The sequence below is a fragment of the Candidatus Poriferisocius sp. genome (genome assembly GCF_965202595.1).
Classification (GTDB): domain Bacteria; phylum Actinomycetota; class Acidimicrobiia; order Acidimicrobiales; family Bin134; genus Poriferisocius.
Map to the genome: position 1 here is coordinate 1553518 of NZ_OZ241836.1, position 19496 is coordinate 1573013.

Annotated in this window: 16 protein-coding genes; 5 read left to right on the forward strand and 11 right to left on the reverse strand. The window is 66.3% G+C overall.

Annotated elements, in window-relative coordinates; genetic code table 11:
* Positions 1-69 precede the first annotated feature (69 nt).
* The 4 genes from ACOGXC_RS07180 to ACOGXC_RS07195 are packed head-to-tail and all read left to right on the forward strand — an operon-like array spanning position 70 to position 3943.
* Positions 70-1662, forward strand: coding sequence for a glycosyltransferase family 2 protein (locus ACOGXC_RS07180; protein ID WP_419917522.1), 1593 nt, complete (start codon positions 70-72; stop codon positions 1660-1662).
* Positions 1663-1704: 42 nt separating this feature from the next.
* Positions 1705-2037, forward strand: a complete 333-nt coding sequence (locus ACOGXC_RS07185; RefSeq protein WP_419917523.1) for a hypothetical protein — start codon at positions 1705-1707, stop codon at positions 2035-2037.
* A complete protein-coding gene (locus ACOGXC_RS07190) occupies positions 2034-2888 on the forward strand; it encodes a hypothetical protein (RefSeq protein ID WP_419917524.1) in 855 nt (284 codons plus the stop codon). Before ACOGXC_RS07185 ends, ACOGXC_RS07190 begins: the two co-directional genes overlap by 4 nt.
* Positions 2885-3943, forward strand: coding sequence for a glycosyltransferase family 4 protein (locus ACOGXC_RS07195; protein WP_419917525.1), 1059 nt, complete (start codon positions 2885-2887; stop codon positions 3941-3943). The genes ACOGXC_RS07190 and ACOGXC_RS07195 overlap by 4 nt, the downstream gene beginning before the upstream one ends.
* Positions 3944-3996: 53 nt before the next feature.
* Here ACOGXC_RS07195 and ACOGXC_RS07200 read toward each other — a convergent pair whose 3' ends face one another.
* From ACOGXC_RS07200 to ACOGXC_RS07220, 5 genes are all read right to left on the reverse strand, one after another.
* Entirely contained in the window at positions 3997-5895 is a 1899-nt protein-coding gene (locus ACOGXC_RS07200; protein ID WP_419917526.1) for a methyltransferase domain-containing protein, read from the reverse strand.
* A 90-nt stretch (positions 5896-5985) separates the two neighbouring features.
* Entirely contained in the window at positions 5986-7227 is a 1242-nt protein-coding gene (locus tag ACOGXC_RS07205; RefSeq protein WP_419917527.1) for an ABC transporter ATP-binding protein, read from the reverse strand.
* Positions 7228-7319: 92 nt separating this feature from the next.
* Positions 7320-8186, reverse strand: coding sequence for an ABC transporter permease (locus ACOGXC_RS07210; RefSeq protein WP_419920042.1), 867 nt, complete (start codon positions 8184-8186; stop codon positions 7320-7322).
* A gap of 5 nt (positions 8187-8191) precedes the next feature.
* The gene (locus ACOGXC_RS07215; protein WP_419917528.1) at positions 8192-11227 is read right to left on the reverse strand and encodes a glycosyltransferase; all 3036 of its coding nucleotides are present in this window, start codon (positions 11225-11227) and stop codon (positions 8192-8194) included.
* A 38-nt stretch (positions 11228-11265) separates the two neighbouring features.
* Positions 11266-11400, reverse strand: a complete 135-nt coding sequence (locus tag ACOGXC_RS07220; protein ID WP_419917529.1) for a hypothetical protein — start codon at positions 11398-11400, stop codon at positions 11266-11268.
* A 35-nt stretch (positions 11401-11435) separates the two neighbouring features.
* Between ACOGXC_RS07220 and ACOGXC_RS07225 the strand changes: the two genes are divergently transcribed.
* A complete protein-coding gene (locus tag ACOGXC_RS07225) occupies positions 11436-14567 on the forward strand; it encodes a SpoIID/LytB domain-containing protein (RefSeq protein WP_419917530.1) in 3132 nt (1043 codons plus the stop codon).
* Between the two features lie 84 nt (positions 14568-14651).
* Here the strand turns inward: ACOGXC_RS07225 and rfbD are convergent, their stop codons facing one another.
* From rfbD to ACOGXC_RS07255, 6 genes are all read right to left on the reverse strand, one after another.
* Positions 14652-15494, reverse strand: coding sequence for a dTDP-4-dehydrorhamnose reductase (gene rfbD / locus ACOGXC_RS07230; RefSeq protein ID WP_419917531.1), 843 nt, complete (start codon positions 15492-15494; stop codon positions 14652-14654).
* A 69-nt stretch (positions 15495-15563) separates the two neighbouring features.
* On the reverse strand, positions 15564-16523 hold the full coding sequence (gene rfbB, locus ACOGXC_RS07235; protein WP_419917532.1) for a dTDP-glucose 4,6-dehydratase: 960 nt from the start codon (positions 16521-16523) through the stop codon (positions 15564-15566).
* Between the two features lie 86 nt (positions 16524-16609).
* Positions 16610-17161, reverse strand: a complete 552-nt coding sequence (locus ACOGXC_RS07240) for a dTDP-4-dehydrorhamnose 3,5-epimerase family protein (protein WP_419920043.1) — start codon at positions 17159-17161, stop codon at positions 16610-16612.
* A gap of 86 nt (positions 17162-17247) precedes the next feature.
* Complete coding sequence (locus ACOGXC_RS07245; protein ID WP_419917533.1) at positions 17248-18390, reverse strand: sugar phosphate nucleotidyltransferase; 1143 nt, start codon at positions 18388-18390, stop codon at positions 17248-17250.
* Complete coding sequence (locus ACOGXC_RS07250; RefSeq protein WP_419917534.1) at positions 18387-18632, reverse strand: NifU family protein; 246 nt, start codon at positions 18630-18632, stop codon at positions 18387-18389. The genes ACOGXC_RS07245 and ACOGXC_RS07250 overlap by 4 nt, the downstream gene beginning before the upstream one ends.
* A 51-nt stretch (positions 18633-18683) precedes the next feature.
* Positions 18684-19496 (reverse strand): SDR family NAD(P)-dependent oxidoreductase, encoded by an 813-nt coding sequence (locus tag ACOGXC_RS07255; RefSeq protein WP_419917535.1) that lies wholly within the window; start codon positions 19494-19496, stop codon positions 18684-18686.

Below are 19496 nucleotides of genomic sequence, written 5' to 3' on the forward strand. Positions count from 1 at the left end.
CACTCGCTGATGGCCGCGAGCGGCCCCGAGACAACCCGCAAGTAGAGCCGGCACAAGTAGCCTGGGTTGGTGGCCGAGCTCGTAGTTCTGACCCAGGGGCCACCGGATTCAGATGTGAGTTGCACGCCACTGGGGAGGTCGCTGGGCTGCCAAACCGGGGGTGGGTGGCGCCTCTCCCCGGCCCCGGGCGGGGATCTCCAACCCGACGACATCGTCATGGTCCTGCCGGTGGAAACCCGGTTTGCCCGCTCGGCGTGCGAGACGATCCTGCAAGCATTCACCGAGCACCCCGAGGCTGTGGCGCTCTACGGCGATTGCCTGGTGGGAGGCCGGTGCCACTCCCGCCCGGCATGGTCGCCCACCAGGGTGCAGTCCGAGCCGGGGGCTTCGCTACCCCTGGCCGTCCGGGTGAGCCGGCCAGGATTTGACCCGGCGGACGACCCGCTGGAGCAGGAACGTCAACTGGCGGAATCCAACGCCCCGGTCCTCCACCTTCCGAGCGTGCTCACGATCCACCCGGATTGGCCACCCCCCGGGGATGAATTCCTGATGGGTGATCCCCGGTTCGAACCCGGGGAGCGTTCGGGCACGCGCCGGCGGTGCCCATCCTTGCGGGGCCAGGCGAGCACTTCCATCATCATCCCCAGCGCCGGCGTGTCCCGGCCGGCCACAACCCGGTCGATGCTGTCTCGACACCTGGAGACCCTCACCCTGCTCGACCCCCCACCACTCGAGGTCATCGTGGTGATCGGCGACGAGTTCCGGGGGGAACCCCCCCAGCAGGAAGACCTCAAGGGGAGCGGCCTCGAAGTGAAGGTTCTGCACCGCGGTCCCGGCACCTTCGACTTCTCCCGGGCGATCAACCTCGGACTCCTGGCCTGCCGGGGCGAGCTGGTGCTGATGGCCAACGACGACCTCGAGGCCGAGACCCCCGACTGGCTGGGCCGCATGGCTGCCCACCTGGATGATCCGACAGTGGGGGCGGTGGGTGCGGCGCTGCTCTACCCCGACCGGACGGTGCAACACGCCGGCATGGTGATCCACGGCGGCCACCCACGCCACCTATTCAAGGGAGCGAGCTTCGACGAGTTGGGGACCGGCATGGTGATCCACGGCGACCACCCGCAACACCTATTCAACAACATGGAGCCGGCGGGCACCGCGGCCCACGGTGGGGATGTGGCCCGGGATGCCATAGGGGTAACCGGAGCCTGCCTGCTGGCTCGGCGCCGCGACCTGCTGGCGGTGGGCGGTCTTTCTCACGATTACCCGGTCTCCTATGGCGACATCGACCTGTGCCTGCGGTTGCGCAGGACCGGTTTGCGGGTGGTGATCGAACCCGCCGCAGTGCTCGTTCACCATGAGAGCGCCAGCCGGGAGCCGGTGATCCAACCCTGGGAATGGAACCGCTTCATCCATCGCTGGGGCGAGGTGAACGATCCGTGGTTCCACCCCAGTTTCCGGGGCCCCAACCATCCCGACCCCAAGGACGGCAACACCGATGCCGACCCAACCGATACCGACCCCGATGACGATGCCGCCACTGCCGATGACAATGCCGCCCCAACCGATGCTTCGGGGCCGGCCCGGAGCACGGCCATTCGTTCGAGGATGCACGAGTCCTGGGTGAACATCCCCTGGGAGTTACCTGCTCAGGGGTAACCGATCCCATCCGGGAACCCCCTACTTACCTAGGATGCAACCATGACCGCCGACTTGATCGAGAGTGAGGATCTGGCCGAACTCCGCCTCGAGATCCTCCGCCTGCGAGACCAGACCCTGGGAGTTGAGGTTCGCAACCAGTACCTCAGCGGGCACATAACCAACCAGAACGACCGGATCGCCGAGTTGGAGAATCAGGTGGCCGAGCGGGACAGCCGGGTCGAGGAGTGGAAGAGCCGGGTGGCCGAGCGGGATGCCCGCATAGCCGAAAAGGACATCCGTATAGCCGAAAAGGATGCCCGGATAGCCGAACTGACCGGCTCGATCATCCTCCGGGCTGTTCGGCGGATCCTACCCGGATCATCCAAAACATGAGCAGCCCCGATTCATTCGACATCGAGGTTGATATCGAGGGCATCAGCGCGGAAATCGAAGCCGAGGCCGGCCAGCGGCGACACCAGAACCCCGGGATCGGCCAACTGGAGTTCGAGATCCAGCAGGCATGGGCCGGTATCGCCCACGAGGCGATGGCCTCCAGCAACGATGACCCACTCCTGGACCGGATGGCGAGCCGGGCCGCGCTGAACCCCCATGTGCCCGTCGGGTCGCGCCGGGGACTCGGCGGAGTCAAGTGGATGATCCGCAAACTCACCTACTGGTACATCCGGTTCATAACCGACCAGTTCAATGTGTTCTCCGGAATGCTGATCCGGCACCTGCGGGGCATCGAAACCCGCCTGGATCGACTGGAGGGCACGGCCCTCTCCGGGGTCGGCGGATCGGCCCTGCTGGACATTCCCCCCGAACCATCGGCCGCCACCGCAACCCGAATAGCCGATCTGGTGGGCCCGGAACCCTGCCTGGTGCTATCCGGTGACCCGAAAGCGCTCCCCGGCTTGAGCAAAGCCAAGGACGGATCGCTGGAAACCATCGCGCTCACCGGGGTAGTGGAGGTGCTCCCGTTGAGGCACCTGGTGGAGATAATCCATTTGGCCGGTCGGAAACTCACCGAAACCAGCCGGATCATCGTGGCGGTCGCCGATCCCGCCACCAGGAACCGCGTTGAATCGGAGTTGGGATCGGGATTGGGTATCTCTCCAGCAGCATGGCGACACCTGCTGGAAAGAGCCGGCTTCGAGGCCCGGCTGGAGCCCTGCCCCGACCCCCGCATCACCGAAATAGTCGTTGCCGAAAGAAAAGCATTTCGAACCCCATCCAAGTCATGAACCCCACGGTTGATCTCCTGATCCCCCAGATTTCCACCGGTGATGCCACGAGCAATCACACCCGGCTGATCCAGAAACTCCTGGAGGAGAAAGGCACCAAGGTTCGCATCGTTGTGGAGCGCAGAACCAGATCAGCAAGCCGCGCCCTCCCAATCGATAAGTGGAAAGCCAACGCCCGGGTGTCGGTGCTCCAGCACTCCATCGGCTCAGAAGTCGCCCAGTGCGTCATCAGGAAAAAAGTGCCGATCGTGCTGAATTACCACAACATAACCCCATCGAGTTACTTCGAGGCCTGGCAACCGGAGCTGGCCAAAAGCGTCGAACGGGGCCGCCACCAACTCGGCGAATTGGCCTCCCTAACCATCCGGGGCATCGCAGACTCCGAGTTCAACGCCCGAGAATTGAGAGAATTGGGCATAGATGATGTGGCCGTGTCTCCCGTGTTGTGGCAGTTGGGCAAGGCCGAGCACCCCCGCCGGAGCAAACCACCGGTTGACCCGGACGGTGGGACAATCCTTTTCGTGGGACGGTTGGCTCCCAACAAGTGCCAGCACGATCTGATCGCGGCGCTGGCGGTTCTGTCCCGCTTCCGGCCCCGGGCCCGTTTGGTTCTGGTGGGTGGTGCCTCCCCTCCCCAGTACCGGCAATCCCTGAAAACCCTGGCCCAGCGGCTCGAGGTGGACGACCGGGTGGTGTTCACCGGCAAGGTCTCCGACCGGGGCCTGCTCGAGTGGTACCAGGTCTCCGACGTGCTCGCCTGCGCATCGGAGCACGAGGGATTCGGGGTGCCCCTGGTGGAGGCCATGGCGAACGGCCTGCCCGTAGTGGCCTACGATGCCGCCGCGGTGGCCGAGACCCTGAACAACTCCGGTGTGGTTCTGAAGGACAAGCGGCCGGCGACCATAGCGGTAGCCCTCGACCGGGTGCTGAGCGACGAGTCGCTCCGAAACAGCCTGTGCCGCCTGGGAATCAGCTCGGCCCGGCGATTTGACCTCGCGGTGACGCGCGAGCAGATGTGGGCCGCTCTCGAAGATTTGCTCGGCACCGGCCCCTAGCTTCAGCGGGAACCCAAAAATCGGTACCCGCGGTGAGTATCGGAACCCGAACCTCAGCGGGTGCGGCGGATCAGCCGGGCGATCCTGCCGTGGATCCGCTCCCGCCAGGCCACCCGGGCCAGGCGAGTGCGGGCCTCATCCCTATCAGCGGCCACCCGGGCCAGGCGGGCACGGGCCTCATCCCTATCAGCGGCCACCTCGTCCCGATCAGCGCTCAACTCGGCGATCAGCTCCTGCTGGCGGTGAACCAGGTGCTCCAAGCGCCGGTAGGGGGCCAGGGGTGACCTCAGAAGATCCATCCGTGAGCGGTTCCCGGCATCGTGCAGCTCGGCCAACCGGATCGCAGGCCGAAGGTAGACCCGGCGAACCAGATCATCCTCGGCCCGGCGCCACCGTTCCAGCAGTTTGGTATCCACTTCCTCGCCGATCAGCCCCCCCAGGTGAACGATGAGGCGGTTGTTGCTCCAGGTTGGCGGCCAGGGCAGGGGGCAATGGGAGCTCAACAGGGCCGAGAGCGTTTTCCAGAGGCCCCGGACCACGACCAGGCGCACATCAACCCCCCCGGCAGCCCGCCATTCCCGGTCCACGAACCGGAGACCGCCGGCGGTGACCACGAAGTTGTCCGGTCCGGCATCGAGCCACTCCGGGGGAAGGGCCCGGGGGCAACCGGCCGGCAGGAAGGGGTGGGGGGCGGCACCGGCAGCGACCGGGCCCTCCTGAGCCGCCAATTCGGCCCGCCATGATTGCAAATGGGCCACGAACCCGTCGATGTCCCCCTGGCGAACGCAGTCCAGCAGGCACTGCTCGAGGTTCCGGCCAGGGTGATAGGGCTCCTCGCTCACCACCTCCTGGCCGAGCCAGTCATCGAAGTCGCCGGCCCGACCCGGGTCCATCAGGCGGCGCCTCATTATGAGTCCCGACCCGGAATCCATCACAACGGCTTGCTGCCTCCAGCGCCGGCGACGATCGGGAGCGACTCGCCACGCCAGGGCCCCCTCCTCGACCCGCCCGACCAGAGCCTCCGGGTCCCGGCCGGCCACCACCAGGAACGAGTTGGCCACCTCGGGTCCCAGCCCCGCGGCCAGCAGCGTCCTGTGAGCGGCCCGATCATCGGCCACCAGCACCGGCTGGAAGTACTCGCTGCTGGTCGGGTGGCCCACGATCTGGTCAACCAGGTCGACCGCGCCGGTTTGGGCATAGATTTCGTGGGCCAGTACCGCCCGGGGCAGCTTGTAATCGGGAAAGGGATACAGCCATCTCTGGGCCACCAGCCCGGCACCGGCCAGCATCCCCGCCAGTTCCCGCCGGGACCATGTGGTGGGCTCCTCGGGCCGGTAGCCCTCCAAACCCACCCAGGGCAATCCCAGATGGTCCTCGGGGAAACCCAGCAGGTACTTGAGGCCCAGGCGGTTCTCGATGGCCAGAACCACCACCCCTCCCGGAGCCAGGGCATCCACCACCCGGTCGAGGAGCGCCATCGGCCCGGCACCCCCACCGAGGTCAGTGCCGGCATACTCCAGCACGCCCACCACCAGCACCACGTCATGGAGCCCCGACCGGCTGCCATCCAGACCGTCCAGGGGTCCGCAGAGAACCTTCACCCCCTCCAGCCCGGCGCAGCGATGGGCAATCAGCTCCGCCCGGGACGCGCTGCCCTCGACTGCGGTCACCACCGCCCCCCGGTCGGCGCAGATACGGGTGTTGACCCCCGAACCGGCGCCAACGTCCAGAACCCGGTCGCCCGGACGGACGACCACCGGATCCAGAAGCACTGCCCGCTCCGGAGCCAGGTGGTAGGCGGTGGGCCAGTTGCACACCGCCGCCGCCAACTCGTCGGACCCCACCCGGCGATCCCCGACCGTGCGAAACCGCGCCAGCAACTCGGACTCCACCCCATCGGCATAGGGCAGCGGATCACCGATCATGGTGATGGGCCGCGGCTCAGCCCTCACCGCCTCAGCCCTCACCGCAGCCCCCCGGTCACTGGGATCCCACCCTCCAGCCCCACCCCGGCCCCGAACCCACCGAGCACGGCCCCCCGGTCACTGGGATCCCGCCCTCCAGCCCCCCTCCAGGTTCAACAGGCCGTTGGCCCGGGGGTCGGGCTCGCCGGTGATTTGCAGCCAGAACTCCCGGGCCCGGCGGTCGTAGAGGAACGAGGCGTCGCGGTCCTGAACGGCGGCGTTGACGTGGAAAGCCCCGGTGCGGAAAGGGATGCGGCCGGCGCGGAACTCCACCCACCCCTCGCCCTCCAGCCTGCCGGGGCGGAACCCGTCGATATGCGAGCGCGGCCCGGCCAGATGGAGGTTGTTGTGGTCGTAGAACCCCAGCGAGAACACCGGATCATCGATGGGCTCGGAGGCGAGGTAGTGGATGCGCACGATGAGCGGATCACCGGATGCGAACGACTTGGGCCGGTGACCGGCGTCATCGAAGAACTCCAGGTTGGTGATGCGCATCGGGGTTTCACTGCCGGCATCGGGGCGGGGGCGGTGACCCACCGAGGCGGCCCCCTCGGTGTCAACGGTGTCGAGGTAGGCGTTGATCACCGCCTGGGGCTCGCCCTCCGCGGCCAGCAGGCCCCGGTTGAGCCATGCCATCCGGTCGCAGTTGGCCCGCAGCATGCCCAGGTCGTGGCTCACCAGAACTATGGTCACCCCCTGGGCCCGGAGCGACTCCAGATGGCTGAGGCAGCGGTGCTGGAACTCCTCGTCACCGACTGCCACCACCTCGTCAACAATGAGGATCTCGGGATCCACATTCACGGCCACGGCAAAGCCCAGCCGCACGTACATGCCGCTGGAGTAGATCTTGACCGGGCTGTCGATGAACTCCTCCAGGCCAGAGAACTCGATGATCCGGTCGACCCGGTCGTGGATCTGGGCCTTCGGCACCCCCAGCACCGAGGCGTTCAGGTAGATGTTCTCCCGGCCGCTCAGCGCAGGATGGAACCCCGCACCCAGTTCCAGCAAGGCCGATGTCCGGCCCCTGACCACCACCCGGCCCCCGGTGGGGCGGTAGATGCCGGCCATGATCCGCAAGAGGCTGGACTTGCCCGACCCGTTGCGCCCCACCAACCCATACATCGAACCCCTGGGCACCTTCAGCTCGACATCTCGAAGCGCCCAGAACGGCTCGCTGCGCCCCCGGTGGGACCGGCGGCCCGAGCGGGGGCGCATCCCCGTCCAGGCCTCCTTGAGGCTGAGGGGCCGGTCCCTGATCACCCGGAAGCACTTGGAGACCCCGTCAACGACCACTGCGTACTCGCCTGCGTACTCGCTCATGGGTTTCCTAATGCGTACTCGCCTGCGTACTCGCTCATGGGTTTCTCAATGTCATAGCTGGTCATAGCAGTCTCAATGCGATGGTCATGGCTCTATAGTTCCTCGGCTATGTCGAGGGTGCGGGCCTTGAACACCGACCAGCCGATCACCCCCACCGCCAGAGAGATCACCGCCATGAGCCCCAAACGAAGCAGCCCGGGCCAGTCCAGGCCGTAAAGCAATTCGCGGGAGGCCTCGGTGAACTGGGAGAGCGGGTTCAGCCGGATGATGTCCCGGGTCGGCAGGCCCATGGCCCGTTCGGGAATCAGCGACAGCGGGTAAACGATGGGGGTGATGTAGAAGAGGAACTGGAGGGCAATGGTGGCCAGGTAGCCCACATCGCGGTAGCGCACGTTCCAGACGCTGAGCACCAGCCCGATGCCCATGGCAAAAACCGTGAGCAGCACCAGCAGCACCGGCCACAGCAGGAACGTCCAGCTCACGTTGACCAGGCAGACAAGTATGAGCATCAGGATGAACACCTCGATGGCCGCCTGGAACAGTACGGTGATCAGAGCCGCGACCGCCGGGGTCTCGGGCGGAAAGTACACCTTTCCGAGAAGCGGTCCGAGCTCCAGCAGAGCGTTCATCGCCCCGGTGATCACCCCGTAAAAGGCATTCCACATCACCAGCGCGCAGAACAGGTAGAGGGCGAAGTTGTCGAAGCGCCCGTTGCCCGCCCGGGGAGGGTCGAACCGCAACAGCACGCCGAACACCAGGGCGTAAATGGCCAGCGTGGCCGCCGGATTGAGCATCGACCAGAGCCAGCCCAGTACCGACCGCTTGTAGCGCGAACCCAGTTCCCGCTGCACCAGCCGCCCGATCAGCTCCCGGTAGTTCCAGATCTCGAACAGCCCGCCCCGGCCCACGCCCCCCCGACCCCAACTACACCCGGGCACCGGCCCCTCCCCCGACTCCATCCCCCTCACCGGCGGGACTCGGGATCGCACAGGTATTCGTACACCCCGGCCAGGTTCTGACCCCAGTGGGCATGACGCTCGGCAATATCGGCCAGGCCCTGGGCGGAGAGCCGCTGCCGGCGAGTGGGATCCTCCACCAGGGCCCCGATCTCGGCCGCCAAACCATCGGCGGTCTGGGGGGCCTGCATGCAGTTGTGGTCGTGGCGCAGCAACCAGTCGCCCGCCGGATTCTCGAACGTGACCACCGCAGCACCGCAGGCCATCAGCTCCAGCGGCAGGTAGGAAGGATGCTCGGACGTGGTGAGAGCCACCCCGATGTCGCAGGTACGGTAGAGGGGGCCGGTTTCCCTGTAGTCGAGTTGGCCGAAATGAGTGATGAGAGCGTCCATGTGTTCCGGAAAGGCCCACGAGCCGGCGGTAACGATACGCACGTCGTCGGCCCACCTCTCCTTCACCAGGCGCACCGCTCGAGCAGCCAGCTCCCAGCAGTTGCGCAGATGGCCGGGGCGGGCATAGAGGAACACGGTCACCGGGCGGTCGGCATCGGAACCGGGATCGGCATCGGCACGGCCGCGGGCATGGAAGATGGAGTCATCCACCGCGGGCCAGAAGTGCTGGGCGACCCCGCCGTAGCGCTCCCGGTAAATGCCGGCCAGGTGGCCGGTGTTGCACAGCCCGTACAGGCCCAACCGGTAACTGTGCTCAGCCAGGGCGTAGAGCGTGCCCGCCGGGTAGAACATGGGCTCGTAGTCCTGGATCAGGTAGAAGCGCCGGGTCTGGCCGGGGGTCCGGACGGCAAAGTAGGCGGTGGTCCACATGGTGGCCAGCGCCGCGTCGGCCGGGGGAACATCATCGGGGTTGAAGGCGAAGGAGTCGTGATAAACGATACGGCTGGCGGCCAGTGACTCGAAAGCAGCGGCGATGCCCGACCGGTACCACCGCTCGTCGTGGTCCACCGGACCGGTCATAACCATGAACCGGTTCTCCACCCCGTGGTTGACCGCCAGATGATCCGCCAGCCGGAACACCGTGTGGATTCCCCCGTAGAACGGATTCTGGAACTCGGGTACGAACCAGTTGACGGTTCTCACCGCGTGCCGGCCCCGAACGGCCCGGTGCGCCCGGCGCACCGCCTCGGTCAAGTCCCGGTCGGCCTCGGAGACCAACGCCAGGGCGTGAGCCTCCCCCGGGTCGTTGCGCTGGTGGAACACCTCCATGGGTCGGCCCAGCATGGCGGTCAACCGTTCGAGGATGCTCGGCTGCTCCTCGCAGCGCAGCGCCGGTTCGGGGTTGGTGAGGTCAAGGTTCGGGGAGAAGTAGGGATCACCCCCCATCAACCATCGCTGGTAGGCCCAGTAGCTGGCGAACACATCGCCCTCGGGCACATTCTCACCCCGGGTGGCCGATTCCCGATGCCCGACCGGGGTGGCCGCGCAGACCACGTTGCGATATCCGGCCTGGCGGGCTCTCAGTCCGAGCACCACATCGCTGCCGCACAGCTCCAGGCGCTCGTCGAACCCCCCGACCTCCTCGAACACCGACCGGCGCACCGCCAGGCAGGCCCCGGTGACCGCAACCGTGTTGCGGGTCCAGCCGGTGGGGCCCAGCAGGCTGCCGGAATGCGGGGTCATGCCCTGGAAGAGGTGACCGGCCAGACCGGCCAGACCGATGATCACCCCGCCGTGCTGGATGAGGCCGTCACCGTCCAGCAACTGGAGGCCGACCACGCCGATCTCGGGGCGCTGGACCCACCCGCAGAGGTTGTCCAGCCAGCCGGGGTGGCCGGGAAAGGTGTCGTCGTTCAGGAACACCAGAACCTCTCCGGTGGAGCCGGCGGCGGCCCGGTTGTTCACCGCCGAGTAGTTGAACGGCTCGTCCCACCAGATGATTCGGGGATGCAGATCGGCGGCATGGGTCCGGTACCAGGCCCGGTTGGCATCGCTGCCCCCGCCGTTGTCCACGATGATGAGCTCCAGCGCGGGGTGGTTGGCTGATCGGATCAGGGCGAGGGCCCCCTCCAGCAGCTCGCGGTTGTGGCGGGTGGCAATCACGACGGTGACCGGCACGGCAGGACCCGGGTCCCACACCAGATTCATGTTGATGCCGCCCGGTCCCACCTCGGCTCTTGCCGGCCAACCATCCCGGGCCAACCGGCGGCCCACCAGTTCCCGTTGGTGGAGCCCCACCCGGTCGTTGCGCCGGCTCAGCGCGTGCAGAACCATCGGCAGCCGGTAGACCTGCTGATCGCCGACATCCAAGCCCATCAGCAGGTCCCACCACAGCGAGTCGTCATCCGGTCCGGTGTCCGGATACCGGCCGGCCACCTCCGATTTCAGGTGGCGGGCTCGCACCGCGAAGGCCCGCCCGATGTAGTTCGCCCCCACCAGGAGATCGGGCGACCATCCGGGCTTGACGCGGGGCGGGGCGATCCTCCTCAGATCCTCGCCGGAGTAGCCACCCTCGGGCATCCCTTCGAGATACCAATCCCAAACCCCGGCCAGGTCGGACAAACCGTCGTCCCAGTACACCAACTCCAGCGCCGGATCCCGCCACACGGCCTGGGCCACCTGGTACACCGCATCGGGTCGCAACCGATCCCCGGCCCGCAACAGGATCACCGGATCGGCGGGGCAGTCCCGCGACAGCCGCTCGAATTCCCCGGCCAACGCCTCCGGCTCCACCCTGACAATCTCCACCGACCCCCAGCTCTGGTGGCCCAGAGAGGCCTCGGTGGCCGCAACATCGCCGTCGCCGCCGATCACCACCCCCCACACCCTCGGGGGTCGCGACCACTCCTGGAACCACCGCCGTTGCACCGCGAGGATGCTCGGATCGGGTGGTAGCCGGCAGAACCACTCCCGGTAGGTCACCCCGGTGGACCGGGATTGCGATCCCGCCCCGGGATCGGTGGCCACCATGCGTCGATTGGTGCGGGCACGGGTGCGGCGGGCCGCAGCACGAGCCTCCCTGACCATCCTCCCGATGAGTTGGCGGCGGCGGGTCCCGAGAGGCAGAGCTCGCTCCAGCAGGCGACGGACCACTGTGACACCCTACCCCTGCCCCACCCCGCTACCCGGCTTTAGATCACCGAGGTTTGCATCACCACCGGCGAAGTACTCGAAGTGGGAGACACCGAGTGCGGTGTGCGTTCAACGATCACGGTCACACCCCCGCCGGCGAAGTACTTGAAGTGGGGGGCCGGAACTGGGAACATTTGGGGGCGGGCGGCCAAACAGTTGCGAGCAACCTATGCATTGGCTGCGGCTGGTGGTCCTGAACCGCCTGCGCTCATACCTATTGATAACCGCCGTTGGCGCACTCACGATCTCGGTTGTGGCCACCGTTGCGGCCCGGGCCCAGAACGATCCCGAGCCGGTGCTCATCGTCGATCCCGCGGCCGTTGTCACCTTCACCGGAAGCGGCTGGGGACACGGGGTCGGTCTGAGCCAGTGGGGGGCACACTCCCGGGCTCTCGCCGGGCAGACCAGCACCGACATCCTGGCGTTCTACTTCGAGGGAGCCAATCTGGCCGAAAATTACGGCCGGCCACTGCCGCCCCCCACGCCGGAGCCCACCCCCGAGCCACCCCCGGAGTCGGTGGTGACCATTCCGGTGCCCACGTCTTTGGAGTCGCCGGTGGCGGTGCACCTGGCCACCACAACCACCACCACCCTCACCCCCACCGGACTCAACCGCATCACCATCGACAACAACAACATCACCCACAACAGCCAACCCGAAACCCGAGCCCCCGCCAACACCCCCATCACCTTCACCCGCCACAACAACAACTGGCACATCACCATCAACGGCACCAACATATGCAACACCGGATGCCCCGGCCACACCGCCCAACTCCTATTCGCCTCCAACACCTCCGTCGCCATATCCAACACCGGACGCTCCCACGCCCACGGCCGCATCAACCTAATCCCCAACCCCAACAACCCCACCCAATTCCACATAACACTCGACCACCTCACCGCCAACACCTACCTCAACGACCAAACCCAACCCCCAACCCCGGGGAATGATCCCCCTGCTGCGCCCACGTCTTTGGAGTCGCCGGTGGCGGTGCACCTGGCCACCACAACCACCACCACCCTCACCCCCACCGGACTCAACCGCATCACCATCGACAACAACAACATCACCCACAACAGCCAACCCGAAACCCGAGCCCCCGCCAACACCCCCATCACCTTCACCCGCCACAACAACAACTGGCACATCACCATCAACGGCACCAACATATGCAACACCGGATGCCCCGGCCACACCGCCCAACTCCTATTCGCCTCCAACACCTCCGTCGCCATATCCAACACCGGACGCTCCCACGCCCACGGCCGCATCAACCTAATCCCCAACCCCAACAACCCCACCCAATTCCACATAACACTCGACCACCTCACCGCCAACACCTACCTCAACGACCAAACCCAACCCACCAACCCACCAACCCGCACCCCGCCCAAACCGGAGTTCCCCGAGGACTCCATCCGAGTGCACCTGGCCACCACAACCGCCACCACCCTCACCCCCACCGGACTCAACCGCATCACCATCGACAACAACAACATCACCCACAACGGCCAACCCGAAACCCGAGCCCCCGCCAACACCCCCATCACCTTCACCCATCACAACGGGCACTGGCATGTCGCCATCAACGGCACCGACATATGCAACACCGGATGCCCCGGCCGCACCGCCCAACTCCTGTTCGGCCTCGACACGTCCGTCGCCGTATCCACCACCGGTCATTCCTACCGCCACGGCCGCATCAACCTCGTTCCCGACACCAGCAACAAGTTCCACGTGGTGCTCGACCTGCTGAGCATGGAGGAATACCTGCGGGGCATTGCCGAGATTCCGGGCAACTGGCCCACCGCGGCCATCGAATCCCAGGTAATCGCCGCCCGCAGCTATGCCATCGCCGCGCTCGAGCGCCGGAGGGCTGCCGACACCTGGCCCCACCCGTTCGACCTGTACTCCTCAACCTGGGACCAGGTGTACATCGGGGACACCACAGAGATGAACCCGCGCATGGTGCCCTGGGTGCAAGCGGTGGAGAACACCGCCGGGCGGACCCTGCTTTACGGCGGGGCCAAGGTCCAGGCGTTCTACTCATCCTCCAACGGGGGGCACACCGAACGCAGCAACTACGTGTTCCATTCCGACCTGGCCTATCTCAAAGCCAAACCCGATCCTTTCGACCAGCAGCACAGCCCCCACGCCTCGTGGACCCGCACCTACCCGGTGAGCACGTTCAATCGCTGGCTGAACGATCACGACGACACCCGGGTGGGCCGGCTCATCGGCATGGAGTTGACCGGCGGGCTCGGGGAGTCCGGCCGCATGGACAGAGCGCAAATCCTGATCACCGGCACCGACCGGACCATCACCATCAGCGGCAACCGGCTTCGGGCCAGGATCAACACCGCGACATCCGATGACGGCCTCGGTCGCGCCGGCCAACTCCTCTCCACCAGATTCACTTTTTCGGTCCCGCCGGCCACGGCTCCGCAGGACTCGCCCCCGGTGCCGGCAGACCCCACCGGGGATCCCGCCGATCCCGGCCAACCCCCATCCGATAACCAGCGTTTCTACTCGGGGGTGATCACCGGTCCCGACTTCTGCCTCAACCGCAGCCTGGGGGGGCCGATCACCTACCCCTTCGACAGCAACGGCGACGGCATCGCCGACAACTGCGTACTCCCCCGCACCCGCCGAGCCTCGGTGGCCCACCAGAACGCCCTCGAACAACTGGCCCTGGTGTTTCCCGAGAAGTTGCGGGCACACATGGCCGAGGAGTGCCTGGCCGGCCCGGCAACACTCGGCGAACCCCAGAACGAGGCCACCGACGAGTGCTCGCTGTATCTCAATCGCCAGACCACCGCCGGTATCTCTTCAGAACCAGAACCTGGACCCGACCCCACCCCCGGCACCCCAACCGAACCCACCCCCACGACAACCCCAACACCCGGCACCCCAACCGAACCCACCCCCACACCCGGCACCCCAACCGGGGAGGACCGGGCGGTGAATACTCCCGACCCACTCCCCGATTCGAGCCTGTTCTACTCGGGGGTGATCACCAGCCCCGACTTCTGCCTCAACCGCAGCCTGGGGGGGCCGATCACCTACCCCTTCGACAGCAACGGCGACGGCATCGCCGACAACTGCGTACTCCCCCGCACCCGCCGAGCCTCGGTGGCCCGCCAGAACGCCCTCGAACAACTGGCCCGGGAGTATCCGATTCATTTCGGTGCCCACCTGGTCAGGCAGTGCCAACTCGGGAAACAAACATTCGGAGAACCCCAAAAAGAAGCCGCCGACGAGTGCGCCCCCTACATCGACCCCAACCAGCGGAAATAGAACCCACCCTCTTTCCTGCTTCCCGCGTCGTTACTTGCCCGATCATTGACCTTGAGCAAAGCTTGCCCATCCCCTAGAGCGGTCTCAGAGCAATTCGGCTAGCAGCCTTCGCAGGGAGTAACGGAAGTCGGGGGGCAGTTCGAGGCCGGCCAGGGTTAGCGCCCGGTTCTCGAGCACGGAGTTGGATGGGCGGGGGGCGGGGCGGGGTGGGTTCAGGTCGGCGGTGGCGATGGGCTCCACCCGGCCGGGGTCGTGGCCGGCGGCAATCATGATCTTCTGGGCGAACTCGTACCACGACACCGATCCCTGGTTGGTCACGTGATACAGCCCGGGCCGGCGGTCCACGCACAGGCGCTCGATCACCGCAGCCACATCGGGGGTGAACGACGGGGAGCCCCGCTGGTCGTCCACGAACCGCATCGGCCCACCCCTGCTGGCCAGCCCCAGCACGGTGCCCACCATGTTGGAACCGTGGCGACCGCTCAACCACGATGTCCTCACCACGGTGGCCAACCCACCGGCCTCCTGCTCACCAGCCAGCTTGCTGGCCCCGTATACAGATAGGGGATCGGGCCGATCCCACTCGTGATAGGGCTCGGGCTGGTCGCCGGAAAACACGTAGTCGGTGGAAACCTGGCACAGGTGAGCGGCAAACCGGCGGGTGGCCTCGGCCAGATGGCGAACCGCCAGAGCATTCACCCGGTAGGCCCGGTCGGCGCTGGACTCGCAAGCATCCACCGCGGTGAAGGCGGCACAGTTGACCACCACATCGGGGCGGATGCTGCCGATGGCCCCCAACACCTGGTCACGCCGGGTTATGTCCAGCTCCTGGTGGCCGGCCGCGACCACCTCGTGACCCGATGCCATGAACCGCTCGGCGGTATCCCGGCCCAACTGCCCAGCAGCACCGGTAACCAGCACCCTCATGGGGGCACCGCACTCACCGGGACTCCCCAGCCGGCACCAACACTCCCAGCAACCGGGCCACCAGCACCCTCATGGGGTCGCCTTGAGTGGTTCCCACCACCACCGGTTGTGCCGGTACCAGTCCACAGTGGCGGCCAGGGCCTCCTCCAGTTGCCGGATGGGTGACCATCCCAAGCCGGCCACCTTGGTGGTGTCCACCGAGTAGCGCCGATCGTGACCCAGGCGGTCGGCCACCAACCGGATGAACGACTCGTCCCGCCCGCACAGCACGAGCAAGCGGTTGGCCAGATCACGATTGGTCAACTCGTTTCCCCCACCGATGTTGTAGATCTCCCCCGGCTGCCCCTGCCGCAGCACCAGATCTATGGCGGCGCAGTTGTCCTCCACATGACACCAGTCCCGCACGTTGTCCCCGTCGCCGTACAGGGGCACCGCCAACCCGTCCAGCAGGTTGGTGGTGAACAGGGGAATGACCTTTTCTGGGTGCTGGTAGGGGCCGAAGTTGTTGGACGACCGGGTGACCACAACCGGCAGCCCGTGGGTCTCCCGATAGGCCAGCGCGATCAGATCGGCACCGGCCTTGGATGCCGAGTAGGGCGAGCGGGGTGCCGGCCCGTCGGCCTCGGTGAACGACCCCTCGTCAATCGATCCGTACACCTCGTCGGTGGAGACGCACACCACCCTGCTCACCCCCAGGCGGCGGGCGGTGTCGCACACCACATTGGTGCCCCCGCAATTGGTGCGCACGAACTCATCGGGATCGACGATGGAGCGGTCCACATGGCTCTCGGCCGCGAAGTGAACCACGGCATCACAACCGGCCATGGCCTCGCCCACCCCGGCACGGTCGCACACATCGCCCCGGATGAACACCAGCCGGGGGTCGCCCTCCAGGCCCCGCAGGTTGTCCCGGTTGCCGGCGTAGGTGAGAGCGTCGTACACCACCACGGTGTCGTCGCTACCGGCCAGCACCCGGCGCACATAGTGGGAGCCGATGAACCCGGCACCCCCGGTGACGAACAGCCTCACTTCATGTCCTCAACATATTTTCGATCTCAATATCCTCATCTTCGATCTCAATATCCTCAATCTCATGCCCTCCAACCGTCATGGGCTTACCTCCGAAACCGGGGCCTGAGCGAAGCGGGGATGTCGGCCCGGCGGGGGTTGGCCTGGTCCCGGTTGGAAAGAACCGGGTTATCCATCCCCCAGTCGGCGGCAATATCGGGGTCGTCCCAAGCCACGCCCAGCTCATCGGTCGGGTTGTAATACCCGTCCACCAGATAGGTGATGGTCATGTCGGTCAGGGCCGCAAAACCGTGAGCCACCCCGGAGGGTATGTACACCCCGAGGTGGCGGCTGGTGCCATCGGGCTCGGTCCCCAGGTTCAGGGCCACCGTCCCCCCATCGGTGGGCGAGCCCAACCGCAGATCGTGGAGCACCACTCGAGCCCGGCCGGCGGGCACGTACCAGTAATCGGCCTGATGCAAGTGGTAGTGCAGGCCCACCAGCGACCCGGCGCGACGGTCTCCCCGGTTGGCCTGGACCATCTCCCGGCCTCCGGGAAACCACTCCCGGCGATAGGTCTCCACCAGAACCCCCCGCTCATCACCATGAACATCGGGTTCCACAACGAACACGCCACTGATCCCCCCCAAAGCGGTCACCTCGGCCAAGGCCCTACTCCCACCTGGCCATGGTCACCCAAAAGCAAAGCCCTACTCCCTGGCTATCGTCACCCAAAAGCAAGGCCCTACTCCCACTCCACCTGGCTATGGTCACCCAGAAGCAATCGGGCCGCTGAGCGGTGATCGGGAGATCGCACCACCCGAACGTGCTGGCCAATCAGAGAATCGGTGATGCGGTTGATGCCGATCACGTGGCTGCCGTCCAGCACCACCGAATGGTCCAGTTCGGAATCGGTTATCACGCAGTTGGCCCCGATGGAGGTGTAGGGACCGATGAAGGTGTTCTCTATGCGGCTACCAGCCCCTATCACCACCGGGCCCCGCACCGTGGAGCTGACAATCCTGACCCCCTCGGCCACCACCACCCGCCCTTCCACCCTGGAGGTGTCGTCCACCATGCCGTCCACCTGCCGGGTGATGGTGTCAAGCACCAGCCGGTTGCACTCCAGCAGAGGATCCTTCTTGCCGGTATCGATCCACCACCCCTCCAGGATCCGATGATCCACCCGGTGACCGGTGCGGATGAGCCAGTGGATGGCATCGGTGATCTCCAACTCGCCCCGGGCCGACGGTTCGATGGCCCTCACCGCCTCGTGGATGGAGGCATCGAATATGTACACCCCCACCAGGGCCAGGTTGGAGGGCGGATCCCTCGGTTTCTCCACCAGGTTCACCACATCACCGTCGGGACCGATCTCGGCCACCCCGAACGACGACGGGTTCCCCACCGGGGCCAGGAGAATCTGCGCCCGGCACCGGCCGGCCCGGCAGTCGGTTGAGGGTTGAGAATCATCCAGAGCCCGGGAATCGGTTGCCAGCCGGGAATCCTGCTTGCGCTGCTGCTCGAACTGGGCCACGAACCCCGCCAACCCCTGCTCCAGCATGTTGTCGCCCAGATACATGACGAAGCAGTCGTCGCCCAGAAAGTCGCGGGCGATCAGCACGCAGTGGGCCAATCCCAGGGGCGCTTCCTGGTGGATGTAGGTCACGCTCACCCCGAAGCGTTCCCCGGTGCCCACCGCATCCCGTATCTCCTGATGGGTGTCGCCCACCACGATTGCGATCTCGGTGATACCGGCGGCAGCCATATCCTCAATGCCGTAGAACAGCACCGGCTTGTTGGCGATGGGCACGAGCTGTTTGGCCCGGGTATGGGTAAGGGGCCGCAGTCTCGTTCCCGCCCCCCCCGACAGGATCAGCCCCTTCATCTCTCCCGGGGATCCTCGATGGTTACCGCATTCACCCCGGCCGCTCGGGTGCGAATCAAGTCCAGGGCGATGGGCTCCAGGAACTCCCGGGGCATGACGCACTCACGGCACTCGACCCCTTCCAGGATGAGCCGCAGGGTAACCGTTGAACCGGCAACCGAAACCAACTCCACATCACCGCCGTCGAGAGCCACCATGTCCCTGACCTCACCAACGGCCTCGTGCAACAACTTTTCATCCATCACAGCAACCCATCATTACTTCCCGGTTGTTGTTTCCAACCCAACCCATCATTACTTCCCAGGGTCGGGGTTGGGGGCGAGGTTGGGGGGCCGGGTTCGGGACAGGAAAGCCCCGGCATCGGCCAGGATGAGCTGACCGGTTGTGCAGCGAGCCAGATCGGAGGCCAGGTACACCGAGAGTCGCCCCAACTCGGAGGGTGAGGTTTCCCGGCGCAACGGGGTGGCGGCCACAATGGCTTCGTAGTGGTCGGCGGGAAAGGCCTTCTCCACCTGCTCGGTGAGGGTGGTGCCGGGGGCGATGGCGTTGACCCGAATACCGTGGGGCCCCAACTCCACCGCCATGGACCAGGTCAGGTGGTTGATGGCCGCTTTGGCCGCCCCGTAACTGGACATCAGGGGCGACGGCCGGGTGGTCTCCCCCGAGCTGACGTTGATGATGACCCCACTGCCCTGCTCCATCATCACCCTGGCCTCGGCTCGGCCGCACAGCGCGGTCAGCACCAGGTTCTGATCCAGAAGGTCACGCCAGTAGGCCCCATCCATGTCGATGAACCGGGTCGGGGATCGCCCGGCCATCATGCCGACGTTGTTGATCGCAACATCCAACCGGCCCCCCCACTCAACCGCACCGGCCACCAGGCGGTCGATGGAAGTGTCGTCCCGCAAGTCGGCGACCAGCGCAGTGGCCACACCCCCCTCGGCGGTGACGAGATCCACCGTGGCGGTGGCATTGCCGGCCCTGATGTCGTTGACCACCACCGCCGCCCCGGCCCGAGCCATCCACCGGGCGATCTCCCGACCGATGCCCGCTCCCGACCCGGTGACCAGCGCCACCTTGCCGGAGTGATCAATCGCAATGCTCAT